This is a genomic window from Moorena sp. SIO1G6, from assembly GCF_010672795.1.
GTDB lineage: Bacteria > Cyanobacteriota > Cyanobacteriia > Cyanobacteriales > Coleofasciculaceae > Moorena > Moorena producens.
This window is the reverse complement of the sequence record NZ_JAAHFZ010000015.1, coordinates 50543-66488: the sequence shown is the minus strand read 5'-3', so window position 1 is coordinate 66488 and position 15946 is coordinate 50543. Positions and strand designations below refer to the sequence as shown.

The window sequence follows — 15946 nt, the reverse complement described above, 5'->3', positions numbered from 1 at the left end:
AATCTTACCAGGACTATCCCAATCTGATTTAACCTGAGTGCGAGATCAACAACTATCGTCCCATTGACGAGTCTCTAGTCAAAGAGTGTTTAGTCTCTAGTCAGAGTAATTGATTTTCCAGGAATTTTTCACCAGAATTTGCGAAATAATCCACCAATCCTTCTGTATACTCCCACTAACCTTGCTCAATTATTCTTTGGGGAGATCAGCAGGGTAAACGTATGTTATTTTGAAATGCCTACTGGATATAAGATTGATAAAATAAGTATTTTTGCTTATTAATTGTTAAATCTTTGTTAGGTGCCCTTTCCGCATCTAATTATTAAATTCGCCACGGGTCGCACCTCTTGATGCAGTTGCTCATGGGGTAAACCCCCAAGACCGCACTGCATCGCTTCTGAGTAAGGTTTCTATAATTTAGATCTGTGTGCCCTGGGGAGATTCAGAGTCTCTGGTGCTAGGCATCGATTGATTTAGTGGTAGACTCCATACATTAACTAATAATTTTAACCGTTTCACCTCCAACAGTGTAAAATTCTAGTGTAAAATTCTAAGGCATCTTATATAGCAATTCTTGCTTATAGCAATTCTTGCTGCCATATACTTTAGTGTTGCCCAGGTAAATCCTGGTTTCTATATTTGGATGGCTCTACCCCTTAGATTTTCCTATACCATCATGGTAGGAATTCCAAGTTATATGGAAAGAATCAATTAGATGTGGGCCTAGAGCAAGTATTATTCTCTCACTAAATTACCCACTCATGCAATTTGTTAATGGTTTACATTTCCGTAATTTGCGCGGTGATGTCTTTGGTGGTCTGACTGCTGCAATTGTCGCACTACCATTAGCTCTAGCTTTCGGAGTATCCTCCGGTGCTGGGGCAATTCATGGTCTTTACGGCGCTGTTTTTGTCGGTCTGTTTGCCGCTCTGTTTGGCGGTACTCCCTCTCAGATTTCTGGTCCCACTGGCCCGATGACCGTAGTGATGGCAACGGTGTTTACGGCGCTAGTGGCTAAAAACCCAGATACTGGCCTAGCCATGGCATTCACCGTTGTCATGCTAGGAGGGATATTTCAAATCTTATTTGGGCTGTTGCGGCTGGGGAAATACATTACCCTGATGCCCTACACAGTGATATCTGGCTTTATGTCAGGGATTGGTGTGATCATTCTGCTGTTACAGATTGGTCCATTTTTCGGGCATCCGAGTTCTGCCAATGTGGTACAGTCTGTCCTGGATTTTCCTAGGTTCGTGGCTAATCCCCATTTTGCCGCTACCGGTTTAGCAATCCTGACTCTGGTGATTATGTTTGGATCACCTCGGAGGCTGAATCGATTAATTCCATCCCCCCTACTAGCACTGATAGTCTGTACATTGATATCGGTTGTCTTCTTCGGAGACCTCCCAGACAGCGAGCTCAGACGGATTGGAGAAATCCCCACAGGCTTACCCAAGCTGTATTTGCCAGTCTTCAATTTCAGCCAAATCAAAGACATGATTGGCTATGGTCTAATGTTAGCCACCTTGGGTGCCATCGACTCTCTGTTAACTTCCCTGGTTGCTGATAATATTACCCGTACCCAGCACGACTCTGACCGGGAATTAATTGGTCAGGGTATCGGTAATACGATTGCTGGCTTGTTTGGTGGCCTACCTGGTGCTGGTGCTACCATGCGGACGGTAATCAATGTTCAGGCTGGTGGTCAAACTCCGATTTCAGGCATGATTCATGCCCTAGTGCTGCTGGTGATTGTTGTGGGTGCGGGAAGCCTGACTCAAAGTATTCCCCATGCTGTACTAGCGGGCATCTTGATTAAAGTAGGAATCGATATTATTGACTGGAGCTTCCTCAAACGAGCCCATCAAGTCTCCATCAAGGCAGCAGCATTAATGTATTTAGTGTTATTCATGACTGTATTTGTTGACCTAATTACAGCCGTTGCCGTTGGGGTGTTCATTGCCAACCTGTTGACTGTCAAAAACCTCAGTCAGCTACAGATTGATCAGGTCAAGGAAATTACTGCTCCTGATGATGGTGAAAATAGTTTGAGCTATGAAGAAAAACAGCTTCTGAAACAGGCTCGTGGTCGAATTTTCCTATTCCGTCTCGGCGGGCCAATGAGCTTTGGTGCAGCCAAGGCTATCTCTCAGCGGATGGGGATTGTGGAAAAGTATGATGTCCTGATCTTAGATCTGAGCGATGTTACCTTGTTGGGAGTGACGGCTTCTCTAGCGATAGAGAATATGGTTAAAGAGGCTCGTGGCAAACGTCGTGATGTGTTTATCGTCGGTGGTAGTGATAGGGTTAATCAAAGGCTGGAAAAGTTGAAAATCCTGGAACTATTACCAGCAAGAAACCGAGTTAGCGATCGCATCGAGGCATTAGAGCAAGCAACTGCCTTGATTACGGGAGAGCAATCACATATCAATAGTGATTTAGCCCAGGAAAATCCCATAGAGGTCAATAGCGCTGCCGCTAATTTAGACCAAACTAAACAATAAGTTGGTTTGGTTGTTTGTCAGAATGCAGAATGCAGAATGCAGAATGGTGAATGCAGAATGCAGAATGCAGAATGTAGAATGCAGAATGCAGAATGGTGAATGCAGAATGGTGAATGCAGAATGGTGAATGGTGAATGGTGAATGGTGAATGGTGAATGTAGAATGGTGAATGGTGAATGGTGAATGGTGAATGGTGAATGGTGAATGGTGAATGGTGAATGGTGAATGGTGAATGGTGAATGGTGAATGGTGAATGGTGAATGGTGAATGGTGAATGGTGAATGGTGAATGTAGAATGCAGAATGTAGAATGTAGAATGGTGAATGTAGAATGGTGAATGTAGAATGTAGAATGTAGAATGTAGAATGTAGAATGTAGAATGTAGAATGGTGAATGTAGAATGTAGAATGTAGAATGTAGAATGTAGAATGTAGAATGTAGAATGTAGAATGTAGAATGCAGAATAAAAAAAATTACAATTCTAAATTTTAAATTCTAAATTTTAAATTCTAAATTCTAAATTTTAAATTTTAAATTCTAAATTCTAAATTATTGTTAATTATCTAAAAGATTAGTCGGTAACCCATCTATACTCTCAGTATTTTTGGCTTGCCAATACTCGTGAATTCCCTTTTCTCCCTTGTTATTCGCCCACTTGAGCAGAGTTTCCCTCTCTCCTTTTAAGTCATACAAGGGTACACCATAACCACAGGAGGTTTGGGCAGATTCTACATTCAATACAATAATTTGCCTTTCCCCTGGTAGGCTATTGAATAGGGAGTAGACTGTTTCCCATTCCTTATCCCTAGGTCGAATTACCTGACCGTGACCATAAAGGCGGAGAATTAATGGCTTTTCAGTGAAGCTACAAAACATAATTGTCATTCTGCCATTTTCCAGCAAATGAGCAGATGTCTCGTTACCGCTACCGGTTAAATCTAGATAAGCCACTGTTCTACTATCAATACACCGAAAAGTGTTAATACCTTTGGGGGATAGGTTAATACGACCTTGATGGGGAGCTGTGGCTGTAAAAAATATCTTTTGCTCCTCAATAAACTCTCTTAAATCTTGATTGATTTCTGAGTAAAACTTAGCCATAGTTTACCACAGATTACTCTAGTAATATTGTATCATAAAAATACGCAAATAAAACGCGATCACAGTTATCTAATTTATCTAATTTATCTATCAGCTAATGCGTTACGCGCAACTATCGATAATAAGTTATCTGCAAATAACTATACATTAAATTTTATTACCCCGACTCCCAACTCCCAACTCCCAACTCCCGATTCCCGATTCCCGACTCCCGACTCCCGATTCCCGAATCCCTGTTCCCTTTGGTATATTAACCTTGACGCCTTTGGAGTCATACCAGTGTCTAACGAAATAGACGATATTCAGCCTGAGCAACACAACAGTTCTGACGCTCAACTGTCCCCACAACAACAGGGGCAACGACTAAAAGAATTAGCACTAGTCTTTTTTAAATTGGGGACAATTGCCTTTGGTGGCCCAGCTGCTCACATTGCCATCATGGATGATGAAGTAGTGAAGCGACGACAGTGGATGAGTCATGAGAAGCTGCTCGATCTACTGGGAGTTACTAATCTTATTCCAGGCCCTAACTCTACAGAATTAGCGATTCACATCGGTTATGAGCGAGCGGGATGGCGAGGGCTGTTTGTTGCTGGTTCTTGTTTTATCTTGCCAGCAATGGTGATTGTCTGGATCATGGCAGCAATTTATGCCCGTTACCAGAGTGTGCCCCAGGTAGAGTGGCTCCTTTATGGTATCAAACCAGTTATCATCGCCATTGTTTTACAAGCGTTATGGAAGTTGGGAAAAAAAGCAGCAAAAGATATTCCCACCACAGTAGCAGGAGTTGCAGCTACTGTCGCTTTCTTCTTAGGCACCCATGAAATTCTATTACTGCTGTTGGTCGGAGCTGCAGTAATGCTAGTTAAAAACCTTTGGCGTAGAGGAAACAATATCACAGGTGCTTTACTTATACCTTTCTCTAGTGTTTTAGCACAGACCGGTGTACCATCCGCTGCTTCTATATCTTCCGCTAGTGTGTTCTTATTCTTCCTAAAAATTGGCTCCGTTCTATATGGTAGTGGCTATGTGCTGCTGGCGTTTCTACAACAAGATTTAGTAGAGCGCCATCAATGGCTTACTTCCCAACAACTGCTTGATGCGATCGCAATCGGTCAAGTCACTCCCGGTCCTGTGTTTACCACTGCTACCTTTATTGGCTATCTGCTGAATGGAAATGTTGGCGCAGTAGCTGCAACAATTGGAATCTTTTTGCCTGCCTTTGTGTTAGTCGGAATCCTCAATCCTTGGGTGCCCAAGCTACGCCAATCCCCCTGGGCAAGTGGATTCCTAGACGGTGTTAATGCCGCTTCCTTAGGACTGATGACAGGAGTCACTTATATCTTAGCACGTACTGCTTTAGTAGATTGGTTAACCGTTATGGTAGCAATAGTTAGCGCGGTGCTGGTATTTCGCTTTAAGGTAAATTCCGCATGGTTAGTATTAATCGGCGGAATTATCGGATTGATTTCACAATTAGCCCAGTTGTCGATTGGGTTTTAGGGAGTCGGGAGTCGGGAGCGGTGCGACCCGTGGCGAATTTAATTCGCCTACGGAAAGCGCACCGAGGGAGTCGGGAATCGGGAGAATGAGGTAGAAAGAATTTTTTCTAGTTTTACTGTTCCCTTGGCTAATAGTATTACGCTTTTCCTTTAACCATGTTCACTAGAATCCCAATAACTTTATTAATATCGCTAATATAATAACTATCATTATCGATATAAGCGACATTTTTTTCAAGCTTAACAAACCTCCATTCATCCCCTGTAGTTACTGCACCATATACACAGGGTAAATCATAACTTTCTTCTTGATTAAAGAGTTGAGCAGCATACATTTCCGCAATACATTGACCTAAGCCAGAAATAATATTTTCATTCTTAGCTTCAACTATTGTAATTACCGGCAAATCTAAATATAACTGCTCTTCTGAACCACTAATGATATAATCGCAAAATCCAGTTAAGCCTTTTTCCTTATCGACATTAAAATCAATCCCTGAGAATAGACTAATTTTTTGAGATGATTTTTCTTTGACTTCCAGTAAAATATTAATAATGATTAGTTCTGACCTAGCTTTTTCCGTATTAATGGCTAACGCTAAAGGGAGATTTCTTTTTAAGGTCTGTGCGAGATAATCACTTATTTCAATTTCTTCACTATTGGAAAATAGTGACTGATCCTCCACAGTCTGGATATTAAAGTCAAGCTTGACTTTTTTTAGAGTAAAGTCACTGTATGCCACTTAAGTCTCCTGGTTTTGAGCTTAACGGTAAGGTTGAGCTGTATCTATTTTATAGGGCAGTCCGAAGAAACGTGACAATCGGGCAAGTAGCGAATTGCACTAGGAAGTCTGCTGGAACTTGGCTGCGATTGACCTTGGCCAAAAGGCCACGCTTCGCGATGAAGCTAAGCTTCCGCTAAAAGCGATCGCATCAATGGATTGCTGCTGACTATAAATTGCCACCTTAGCTGTTCATCCGTAAGCAATCATCTAGCTTCACCCTTCGCGGTACAACTTTAATCAATATTTTGACCTTCTTACGGTAGTCTTAGACTTACATAAGTACAATGGTAGATTTATATGTCCAACAATCCTCTTGCAGAGGTCTTCGGATTCCCAACTAATAACTTCACAGAACAGGCAAAGCGCTATCGTCGCTACAAACTGTGTCCTTATAACAATAAGGTGCCGAACTGCACCAAAGATAAGGCAAACAATCCTCTAGGTGTATGTAGTATCTATCACAGGGGTGAATCCGTCATTACTTGTCCAGTTCGCTTCCGACAGGATTGGCTAATTGCTGAAAATGCCGCTAATTATTTCTTTGGAGAGGAAACTAATTGGACTTCCCTGACAGAGGTTCGCTTGAAAGATGCCAATGGTCAGTCCGCTGGAAATATTGATCTAGTCTTAGTTTCTTATGATGATCGAGGAAACATTTTAGATTTTGGCTCTGTAGAAGTGCAAGCTGTTTATATTTCTGGTAACGTTAGAAAACCTTTTGAAAGGTATATTAGTAATCCTGAAGACTGGGAAACTATAGATTGGGCAAAATTTAAAACTTATTATCCTAGTCCAGATTATCTATCATCCTCACGCAAACGCCTCCTCCCTCAGCTTTTGTATAAGGGGTCAATTTTTCGTGAGTGGAATAAGAAACAGGTAATTGTTTTACAAAAGAGTTTTTTTGATACTCTGCCACAATTGCCACAGGTTGAATGGGATAAATCGGAAGTTGCCTGGAATCTTTACACCCTAGAGCAGCAAAAAAATAGGTTTTATTTGACGTTAAACAATGTCATTTATACAGAATACTGGGCGGCAATTAACGCTATTTCAACACCGAAAGCTGGTAAAGTAGAAGATTTCATTGAAGTGCTTCAACAGAAACTTGATGATAAACTAGATAATCCTCCAGACACTCAAACCATAGTAGATCTTCCTTTACAATAAAGGATAAGCCAATGACTCAACTTGAGCTATTTAATACTGCCTCTATCACCAGTAATAAAAAAGTCATAAATGTAGCTAGTGTGCCGCAACGTAGCCCATTTCGCTATGCTGGTGGTAAAACTTGGCTAATACCCCAAATTCGCCAATGGTTGTATAATAAAGGTGGTACAAATAAGGAACTTTTTGAACCTTTTGCTGGTGGAGGTATAGTCAGTCTTACTGCTGCTTTCGAGAATTTAGTAGGTAGAGTGACAATGGTAGAAAAAGATGAAGGGGTTGCTGCTGTGTGGCAGGTTATTTTAGGTGGTGGTGCCGAATGGCTAGCGGAAACTATTGTCAATTTTAATCTAACTCGAAATAGTGCCAAGCAAGCTATTGATTCTGCTAATCAATCTCTGGAATCTATGGCTTTCGCAACACTAGTAAAAAATCGCGTTAATCGTGGTGGAATTCTGGCTGATGGTGCTAGTTTTATGAAAAATGGGGAAAATGGCAAAGGAATCACGTCACGCTGGTATCCTGAAACCCTGAAAAAGCGTATACTTTCTATTGATAAAATCAAGACAAAAATAAAATTTATTGCCGGGGATGGGTTTGAGGTTTGTGAGCAAAATTATCACCGCAACGATGCTATTTACTTTATTGATCCACCTTATCTAAAAGCTGGGCGCAGGCTCTATCGATATTCAGCAGTTGATCATGAAGCTCTATTTAAACTTGCTAGCAAATTAGAAGGCAATTTTTTGATGAGCTATGACAAGACAGAAGAAACAAGGGATCTAGCAAGTCGCTATGAATTTGCTATACAACCTATTGCGATGAAAAACACTCACCATGCCAAGAAAACAGAATTGTTGATTAGCCGAAATTTAGATTGGTTTTTAGGGTAGTTATTCAGCTCTCAGCTCTCAGCTCTCAGCTCTCAGCTCTCAGCTCTCAGCTCTCAGCCATTGGCGGTAGCTTCTTTCAATACAATTTGATACTCAGCAATGTTCATGGTTTTGCCACTTTTGCTAGCAAGCGATGCAGCGCGGTCTTGGGGAGGCAGCGCGGTCTTGGGGGTTCCCCCCATGAGCGACTGCCGTGGTTTCCCCCACTCGCTATTGCATCAAGAAAACGATTGGGCTTTGCCTTGCCATAATCAAACTGGTACTCAGGCAGCATCTCATCATCAAAGTTTGGTGATTCACTGAAAGGTGTTTTGTTCATAGATACGATGCTGAAAGTCGCTCTTCAATTAACTTGTATTTCGAATAAAATAAGCTGACGGCTGACGGCTGACGGCTGACGGCTGACAGCTGACGGCTGACCACTGACCACTGACCACTGACCGCCCATCCCTGGCCAAATCAACTCACTTTAAAATCAGAAATCGTCTCAATCCACACCCTAGCCCCACATTTTAATGGGTCATCCGGACGATACATCACCCGACAGGGGCCATTGACTTCTACCGTATGACCGTAAGTATTTTTAGAACCCCGTTTCACCGTGATCACAGGGTTGCGCTCCCCGCTCTTGAGATTTTGGCGAATTACCTTCTGATTAACGTGAATCACAGCTTTCGTGTACTCCGTACGCTTTGACCAATTCCGCTTCGGTCCGCGAGTACCAGGGGTGACCACCGGCATACCGTCAAACAGAGGAATCACCCAAGTTCTACCCACCTTATAAGCCCCCTTAACTCTGCCCTTGCTCAGCAGGAAACGGACGCGAGTGGCAGAAACACCTAGTAATTCAGCAGCTTGGGCGGTAGAAATCATCATGGCGGTTTAACCATTGCTTTAACGTTACTGTTAACTTAACACAAATTCTCATAAAATGCAAGGGGTTAGAAAAACTATGGCATTGACACTATCTCTAGTTAGAGGGTGGTAAGGGTTTTAAGAGAGGAAAGAGTTAAGGGGGTTAATAAAACTGTTGCATTAACGCCATCTCTAGCTAAAGGGTGGTAAGTGTTGTAAAAGTTGTAAGCGAGTTAAGAGTGGAAAGAGGGATAAAAAAAACTATTGCAGCGATGCAGCGCGGTCTTGGGGGTTTCCCCCATGAGCGACTGCATCAAGACACTGACACACTACATTGGTCAGCAGCACACAAAAGAGCGATCGCTATTTTGAGAACCGGTATGTGATCGCTTTTTGAGAACCGGTATGCGATCGCTTTTTGAGAAGCAGTATGCGATCGCTTTTTGAGAAGCAGTATGCGATCGCTATTTTGAGAACCGGTATGCGATCGCTATTTTGAGGACCGGTATGCGATCGCTATTTTGAGAACCGGTATGCGATCGCTTTTTGAGAAGCAGTATGCGATCGCTTTTTGAGAACCGGTATGCGATCGCTTTTTGAGAAGCAGTATGCGATCGCTTTTTGAGAACCGGTATGCGATCGCTATTTTGAGAACCGGTATGTGATCGCTATTTTGAGAACCGGTATGTGATCGCTTTTTTGAGAACCAGTATGGGATTGGCCTACGGCCACGCTACGCGAACGCACCAAATACAACTAATACAATTCTCGTTACTGTTGCCAGCTCCAGTTCCTAATAGCAGTCGAAGTAAAGATTAAGACATCTTTCTGTTCCCTGCTCCTCTTCTCTCCTCCCACACTCCCCACACCTCCCACACTCCCCACCCTCCCCACACCTCCCACACACCCCACACCCCACACCCTACTCCCTACCCCCTACCCCCTACCCCCTACTCCCTACTCCACTTCACAACCAATTTCCCAACAAAATAAAAGCCGACCAGTAAAAGGGGTGACTAAATTCCGGCGTCTGCAACAGCTCCTGTTGAGCTTGACCCAGAGCTTCAGCCTTGGTAACTTTGCCTGTGGCTAACCTCTGATAAAAGTGAGTCATTAACTCTGCAGTGGCTAGATCGTCCACATACCAGAGACTGGCAATGGTACTGCGTGCCCCAGTACGCACTGCTACTCCAGCCAATCCCAAAGCCGCTCGGGAGTCTCCTGCCGCTGTCTGACAAGCACTGAGGACGAGTAATTCAATCGGATTTTTTTGCTTTTGATCCGCTGAGATCAGAGTATTTAACTCATTGAGATTGATTACGTCGTCCCAGGTCAGGAGAAAGGTTTCTTCAGCTACTGAACTGAATTGACCATGAGTGGCTAGATGGAGCACTTCGTACGCAGAGTTATTAACTTCTGTATTGAAGTTGGATTCAGTAAAGGATTCATTGAGTAGAATCAATGAGGGAACTTGAGCCATGATATTCTCTAATTCTTCCTTCACCCCAGGAAGTGCTCCTAAATTGGGACGATGGGGACGAGTTTCCGTGACTCCAGCAGCCAGAACTGAAACGTTTTCTCTGACATTGGCTTGAGAGTCGATTAATTGTAAACTAGGTGCTACCGCAATATTATATTTCTCGATAGCATAGTTTTCCCCGTCATAAAGCACAGACATGGGAATATTCCGCAGGGCTCCGTCTGGAATAAATACTAGGGTGAGGATGTTGCTGTTGGCTAGTTCCGCTTCAATGGGGGTGATTAACCAGTCGTGTATTGTTTGCAAGTTTTCCTTTTCAAGACCTCGCCAAGGGCTAGTAATAGTTCTCCAAGCCAAAGCCAATTGTTGTTCTATTTCTGTTTGAGGTAAGTTAGTGGTGATTTGGCGCAGAGGTTGCCCGGGCAAGGTGACAATTACTTCCAGGCGGTCTGGCAAGATAATGGTATAGAATATCGCGGCTTTTGGGTCTATTTCATCGATATTAACTGGTTTAGCATCTAGACAGGCATCCCTAAAAAAGTTGTCTAGTTCTGCTAGTTGCAGGGATTCAATCACATCTCGTGCTTGTTTGAGGTTTTCTTGAGATGCATTGGGTTCTAGGAGTAGTCCTACTAATTCTCGGTAGACTGGTTCGACACTTTCTCGAAACTCAAACTGAATATCGCTACTAATCGCGACTAGGTCGCTACGAATCGATTGCAGGGTTTGCACCGATTGAGAATAGGCCGCGATCGCACCTTTTTTATCTGCTTTTTGGTTGAGGATTCTGCCCAGTTGCCATTGCCATTGATAGGCTAAATCGGGAGCATTGACTTGTTGAGCAATTAGTAAGGCTTTTTCCGTTAAGTCTTGGGCTTCATCAAGACGTGATGCGTGTTCGTATAAGGTTCCCAAGTTACCAATAGCTTCAGCTTCCGCTCTTTTATCTCCCAACTCCCTAGCCAGCTTAAGGGCATCGGCGAGATAAGTAGCCAGGGAGTTGGGAGATTTGAGATTTGAGTTTTTACTTTTTGACAGGGTTTGGGCTAGATTAATTCTAGCACTTATTGCTGTTTGATTTGGAGATAATGTCGTTAAGGTATAGTCTATCCCTGACAATAACTTTCTGGCTTGTGACCACTCTTGTTTAGCTATCAATATACTTAGTTGATTTAATTGTCCCTGAATCTTAAGATCCGGTAAGGGAGATTCCTCCACAACCCGTTGATAGAAATCCATTGCCTCTTCTGTTTCCCCTTGTAATCTAGCTGTATCCCCCAAACTGAGTAGACTTTCAGCAATCAAAGTCTGATTTGGTAAGTTTTCGGCGATGGCTAAACTTTGTTGTAAAATTTCTTGAGAGTCTTGGAATTTACCCACTCGGCGCAGGATATTACCTAGGTATTGGAGGGCGGTACTTTTGAGTTTACTATCCGGTTGCTCTTGGAGAGTTTCCTTGATTTTATTTAACGTTTTATTAGCTTGATGATACAACCCTAATGATCGTAAGGCTTGCACTTGGTAAATCTGACTTTCTGTTAATCGATTCAGATCTCCTAGGTCTTGGTAAATAGCACTAGTTTGTTCCCAATTTGATAAAGCTTGTTTAGCATCACCTAGAGATAAGTATACTTGTCCTTCCACTGAAAAAATTTGGGCTTTTAATTCTTGAGATTCTTTAGTATTAGGTGAAAGTTGTGATAATTTGCTAGAACTCTGGGATAGTGTTTCTTGAGCTTGTTCCAACTTTCCCAAACGTTGATAAACTAAAGCTAGATTAACTAAGGAGTTTATCTCACCAATAATATCCCCGCTCTCCCTGTAGTTACTAATAACTTGCTCCAACAACGGTATCGCCTTTTGATATTGCCCTGTTTCATAGAGGTGTTGGGCTTGTTGTCCTAGGGAATCGGGAATTAGGCGTTGCTGAATCTTCGAGTGAATGCGCGACCGTTTAGTCTTGTTAAAGCCCCCTAAATCATCCAAATTTGGGGGACTTTGGGAGTTTTGTTCCCCCCAGCGAGGGATTGCTCGCTGGGGGGCTAGGGGGGCAAAATTATACCCAAAATCAGCAGAATTTGATAAGGCTTTCCCGGATGGTAGTAAACAGGTTAATGCGATGGCAATTACAAATGATAGTTTTTTCATAATAATTAATTAAGGGAATTGGGAATAGGGAATAGTAATAATAGTTGATTAACTCTTGCCTCTTGCCTCTTGCCTTTCTTTCAGAGAGTATGTTCACCTTTTAAATAAAAATGCTATAGCAATTTTATATCCCATAAGGTACCTATTATCCCCCTAAATCCCCCTTAATAAGGGGGACTTTGAGGTTGAAAAGCGTACCTCATAACTACGATAAACGCTATATATTACTCTTCCCTACTCCCTGCTCCCTGCTCCCTACTCCCGATTCCCGAATGACAATCAAGATGGGGCAATATCTGCTCAACAGGAGTACCCCTAAACGGTTGCGCCGTCAGAATAATTGTGCCATCCTTGGCTCTGACCCAGCCTTGGGCTTCGATAATCACTTTTTTTTCTTGGGCAGGTTGAGGGCGTCTGACATTAGGTTGTTGCTGCAATTTTTGTCTCCTGGTGCTGGCTGAGCCAGGACGAGTTCGCCAGCCTACTGTTCTGTCGATATTAATCAGCGGATCTCTTCGAGTCGGTGGTAAACCCCCTTTTCCGATAATGGTAAAGGAACTCCCGCCAGCAATCTTATTGTTCTCAAAGCCACAAAGGTCATTGGCGAGGATTGCTTCTGCATCGACTAGGCTTGCTGGTAATTCGGTTAAGCCTGAGGTGGGGTCTACGTCTGGGGTATTAAGTATTACTTCACCGCTGAAGGATGGGCCAAGGTTGGAGGTGGCGGTTATGTCATTTCCATCAGTTTGACGTACCCGAAACTCTAAGCCAAAGATGCCTTGGGCATTAATGGTAACACTACCTCCTGGGCCAAATTCAGCATTGGCGGTGATGTCGCTATTTTCCAGACCGACTAGGGTATCAGTATCAATAAATATATTGCCCCCAGTTGCATTCTGGGCGTTAGTGGTAATGTTGCTTTCGTCGAGGAGTCGGATATCACGAGCTTCTAGCTCAATATTGCCTTGCGGTCCTGCTGTTTCTGCTGAGATCCTGCCATCGTTGTTTAGGAAAATGGAGTTGGCATTAATCTCTACGGTGCCTGCTGAACTATCCTTTTTCATGCTTCTAGCACTAACAACTGCTCCATCAGAGATAATTAACTCCCCAGTGGTAATTTTCAAAAACTCTCCCGCATCTCCTTTGCCTTCAGTTAGATTAGTCAAGGTGCTGGGAATCCCACCATCCACTGAGGTACCAATCACTTGAACAGATTCAGAGGCATCGACAGTCAAATTTCCCCCGTCCCGTTCACCTATTGTGCTAGTTGAAACAACTGCTCCATCTTTGACAATTAACTCCCCAGTGGTAATACTCACATCGCCCCCGTCCCCAAGACCCATTGTGCTAGCTGAAACAAATGCTTCATCAGAGACCATTAACTTCCCAGTGGTAATAGTCACATTTCCCGCTTTTCCTGTCCGAAAAGTTTCAGCTTTCAAGCCGCTGCCCAACCCACCCGAGGCTGAGGTACCAATCACTTGAACAGTAGAGTCCGCATCTACAATCAAATTTCCCCCGTCCCCTTGACCAAAAGTGTTAGTAGTAACTTGTCCTCCATTCTGAAGCAAAAAAAAGTCAGTGTTAATCAGAATGTCTCCCCCATCTCCCGCACCGAAAGTTGAAGTAGAGAGGGTGCTAGGAATTGGAAATCGAGGTCGAATCAACCCATCAATCAATTTCACAGACTCAGAAGCATTCACAGTCACGTTTCCTGCCTTGCCCTCGTCAAAAGCGTTACTTAATACGCTTGCTCCATCCCTAAGGGTCAACTGACGAACATCGATGTTTATATCTCCACCGGGTAATGAGGTGAATGTGCTTGCTCTAACGGTAGAGGTTCTACCAATATCTAACTGTGAACCCCGGATGGAAATTGCTCCGTCGCTGTCTTGGGCAGCCAGGTCATTTTGTTCTTCAACGCTGGTACTGATAAAAGACCTCAGTATTCCGATATCCCGAAAGTTCTCAATACCTTCGTATCCCAAAACCCAACCTTTCCCTTTTGGTGTCAAACTTACCATACCTGGACCAGCAACACTACCCAGTTCAATTCGTCCACCTCGTGCTTCTAGAAAAAATCCTTCTAAGGTAATATCGCTTCCTACAAGAGCTAAAGTTTTACCAGGTTGCACTCTTAGCCCTAGTCCTTGAAAGAAACTCTGGACACCACTAATTCCTTGTGCCCTAATACTGCCTGAGTTTTCTCCATATTGCAAACCAAGAGGCCCCTTAATCGTTAACAGAGGTGGAGCATCTGGGTTGGTGGCGCTGAATTGAAAACCATTGTCAAACAACACACTATCAGCAGTACTCCCAAAAAATGACCCTCCCAGATCTAGTCTGCTATTAGGACCAAAGACAATACCGTTGGGATTTATCAGAAATAAGTTAGCATTTCCCAACACTCCCAGAGTCCCTAAAATATTGGAAACATTACCTCCAGTTACCCGACTCAGGATGTTCTCAATTCCAGCCGGATTAGCAAAATAAACCCGTCCCATCTCACCCACATTAAAATCTGAAAAGCTGTGGAAGAGATTACTGTCTCTAATCGCGCCACCTTCAATTAAATCTGCTAGGGCACCCTTAATAGTCACATTGGGCGTTACCACAGACCGTTCATTACCGAGGGTATTATCTGGAGTAATTTGCCCTAATGCGGTAGTTGCAGCCAGTAGAGAACACAGAACAAAGGGACTTGCTTGCAGAAGTCCGTAAACCACAGCTTTCATGTTAATCAATCAAAATGCTCCCGATGTCTGGGATTATTTCATAAAATACCTGTTGATTCTGTTAAGTTTTATTAGGTAGGGTGGGCAAAGTAATCTATTCGTGACGAATCAAAACAAGCAAACGGTTTTTCCGTCAGCATTCAGCCGTCAGCATTCAGCCGTCAGCTAAAGGCTCACCCTGGGCGAACAGCTTTTTGGCACATGCCACAAGCGCTGTGACTTTACTCAGATTAAACTTTTGCTTACCTGTTTTATTCAAAAGCTGTTCCCTTAGCTTGCCGATAGCCCATAAGTAGGGTAGGGTGGGCAACGTAATCATTTAGTGACCAATCAAAAGAAGCAAACTGTTTTTGCCCACCCTACAAGCTGAATCCTTAGCTGACTTGCCGATAGCCCATAAGTAGGGTAGGGTGGGCAACGTAATCATGTAGTGACCAATCAAAATCACCAAACTGTTTTTGCCCACCCTACTCAAAGTAGAGTAGGGTAGGGTGGGCAACGTAATCATGTAGTGACCAATCAAAATCACCAAACTGTTTTTGCCCACCCTACAAGCTGAATCCTTAGCTCACCTTATAATCAGAAATCGTCTCAATCCACACCCTAGCCCCACATTTTAATGGATCATCCGGACGATACATCACCCGACAGGGGCCATTGACTTCTACCGTATGACCGTAAGTATTTTTAGAACCCCGTTTCACCGTGATCACAGGGTTGCGCTCCCCGCTCTTGAGATTTTGGCGAATTACCTTCTGATTAACGTGAATCACAGC

Annotated in this window: 12 protein-coding genes and 1 pseudogene; 6 read left to right on the top strand and 7 right to left on the bottom strand. The window is 43.3% G+C overall.

What is annotated here, in order from left to right; genetic code table 11:
- Positions 1 to 761 precede the first annotated feature (761 nt).
- A complete protein-coding gene (locus F6K63_RS16605) occupies positions 762 to 2504 on the top strand; it encodes a SulP family inorganic anion transporter (RefSeq protein WP_008183946.1) in 1743 nt (580 codons plus the stop codon).
- A gap of 555 nt (positions 2505 to 3059) precedes the next feature.
- Here the strand turns inward: F6K63_RS16605 and F6K63_RS16600 are convergent.
- Positions 3060 to 3605 (bottom strand): pyridoxamine 5'-phosphate oxidase family protein, encoded by a 546-nt coding sequence (locus F6K63_RS16600; protein ID WP_287297577.1) that lies wholly within the window; start codon positions 3603 to 3605, stop codon positions 3060 to 3062.
- Between the two features lie 279 nt (positions 3606 to 3884).
- Between F6K63_RS16600 and F6K63_RS16595 the strand changes: the two genes are divergently transcribed.
- Positions 3885 to 5108 (top strand): chromate transporter, encoded by a 1224-nt coding sequence (locus F6K63_RS16595; RefSeq protein WP_287255257.1) that lies wholly within the window; start codon positions 3885 to 3887, stop codon positions 5106 to 5108.
- A gap of 136 nt (positions 5109 to 5244) precedes the next feature.
- Here the strand turns inward: F6K63_RS16595 and F6K63_RS16590 are convergent, their stop codons facing one another.
- Complete coding sequence (locus F6K63_RS16590; protein WP_287312723.1) at positions 5245 to 5850, bottom strand: hypothetical protein; 606 nt, start codon at positions 5848 to 5850, stop codon at positions 5245 to 5247.
- A 339-nt stretch (positions 5851 to 6189) separates the two neighbouring features.
- Here F6K63_RS16590 and F6K63_RS16585 point away from each other — a divergent pair, with 339 nt between their 5' ends.
- The 3 genes from F6K63_RS16585 to F6K63_RS16575 all read left to right on the top strand — a co-directional run bounded on the left by F6K63_RS16585 (position 6190) and on the right by F6K63_RS16575 (position 8255).
- Positions 6190 to 7062, top strand: coding sequence for a NotI family restriction endonuclease (locus F6K63_RS16585; protein WP_287312722.1), 873 nt, complete (start codon positions 6190 to 6192; stop codon positions 7060 to 7062).
- Positions 7063 to 7073: 11 nt separating this feature from the next.
- Positions 7074 to 7952 (top strand): DNA adenine methylase, encoded by an 879-nt coding sequence (locus F6K63_RS16580; protein ID WP_287312721.1) that lies wholly within the window; start codon positions 7074 to 7076, stop codon positions 7950 to 7952.
- A gap of 105 nt (positions 7953 to 8057) precedes the next feature.
- Positions 8058 to 8255, top strand: a complete 198-nt coding sequence (locus F6K63_RS16575) for a hypothetical protein (RefSeq protein ID WP_287312720.1) — start codon at positions 8058 to 8060, stop codon at positions 8253 to 8255.
- A 156-nt stretch (positions 8256 to 8411) separates the two neighbouring features.
- Here F6K63_RS16575 and F6K63_RS16570 read toward each other — a convergent pair whose 3' ends face one another.
- Positions 8412 to 8828 (bottom strand): helix-turn-helix domain-containing protein, encoded by a 417-nt coding sequence (locus F6K63_RS16570; RefSeq protein WP_287312719.1) that lies wholly within the window; start codon positions 8826 to 8828, stop codon positions 8412 to 8414.
- A 182-nt stretch (positions 8829 to 9010) separates the two neighbouring features.
- Between F6K63_RS16570 and F6K63_RS16565 the strand changes: the two genes are divergently transcribed.
- The gene (locus F6K63_RS16565) at positions 9011 to 9193 is read left to right on the top strand and encodes a hypothetical protein (RefSeq protein WP_287312718.1); all 183 of its coding nucleotides are present in this window, start codon (positions 9011 to 9013) and stop codon (positions 9191 to 9193) included.
- A gap of 581 nt (positions 9194 to 9774) precedes the next feature.
- On the opposite strand, the gene F6K63_RS16560 is transcribed toward F6K63_RS16565, so the two are convergent.
- The 4 genes and pseudogenes from F6K63_RS16560 to F6K63_RS16545 form a co-directional block, all read right to left on the bottom strand.
- Positions 9775 to 12435, bottom strand: a complete 2661-nt coding sequence (locus F6K63_RS16560) for a CHAT domain-containing protein (RefSeq protein WP_287312717.1) — start codon at positions 12433 to 12435, stop codon at positions 9775 to 9777.
- A 224-nt stretch (positions 12436 to 12659) separates the two neighbouring features.
- Complete coding sequence (locus F6K63_RS16555; RefSeq protein WP_287312739.1) at positions 12660 to 15170, bottom strand: two-partner secretion domain-containing protein; 2511 nt, start codon at positions 15168 to 15170, stop codon at positions 12660 to 12662.
- 319 nt (positions 15171 to 15489) lie between these two features.
- Positions 15490 to 15717 carry a hypothetical protein gene (locus tag F6K63_RS16550; RefSeq protein WP_044493093.1) on the bottom strand — a complete coding sequence of 76 codons (228 nt, stop codon included), beginning with the start codon at positions 15715 to 15717 and terminating at the stop codon, positions 15490 to 15492.
- Between the two features lie 16 nt (positions 15718 to 15733).
- Positions 15734 to 15946, bottom strand: a pseudogene (locus tag F6K63_RS16545) (DNA-binding protein); the annotation flags it as partial.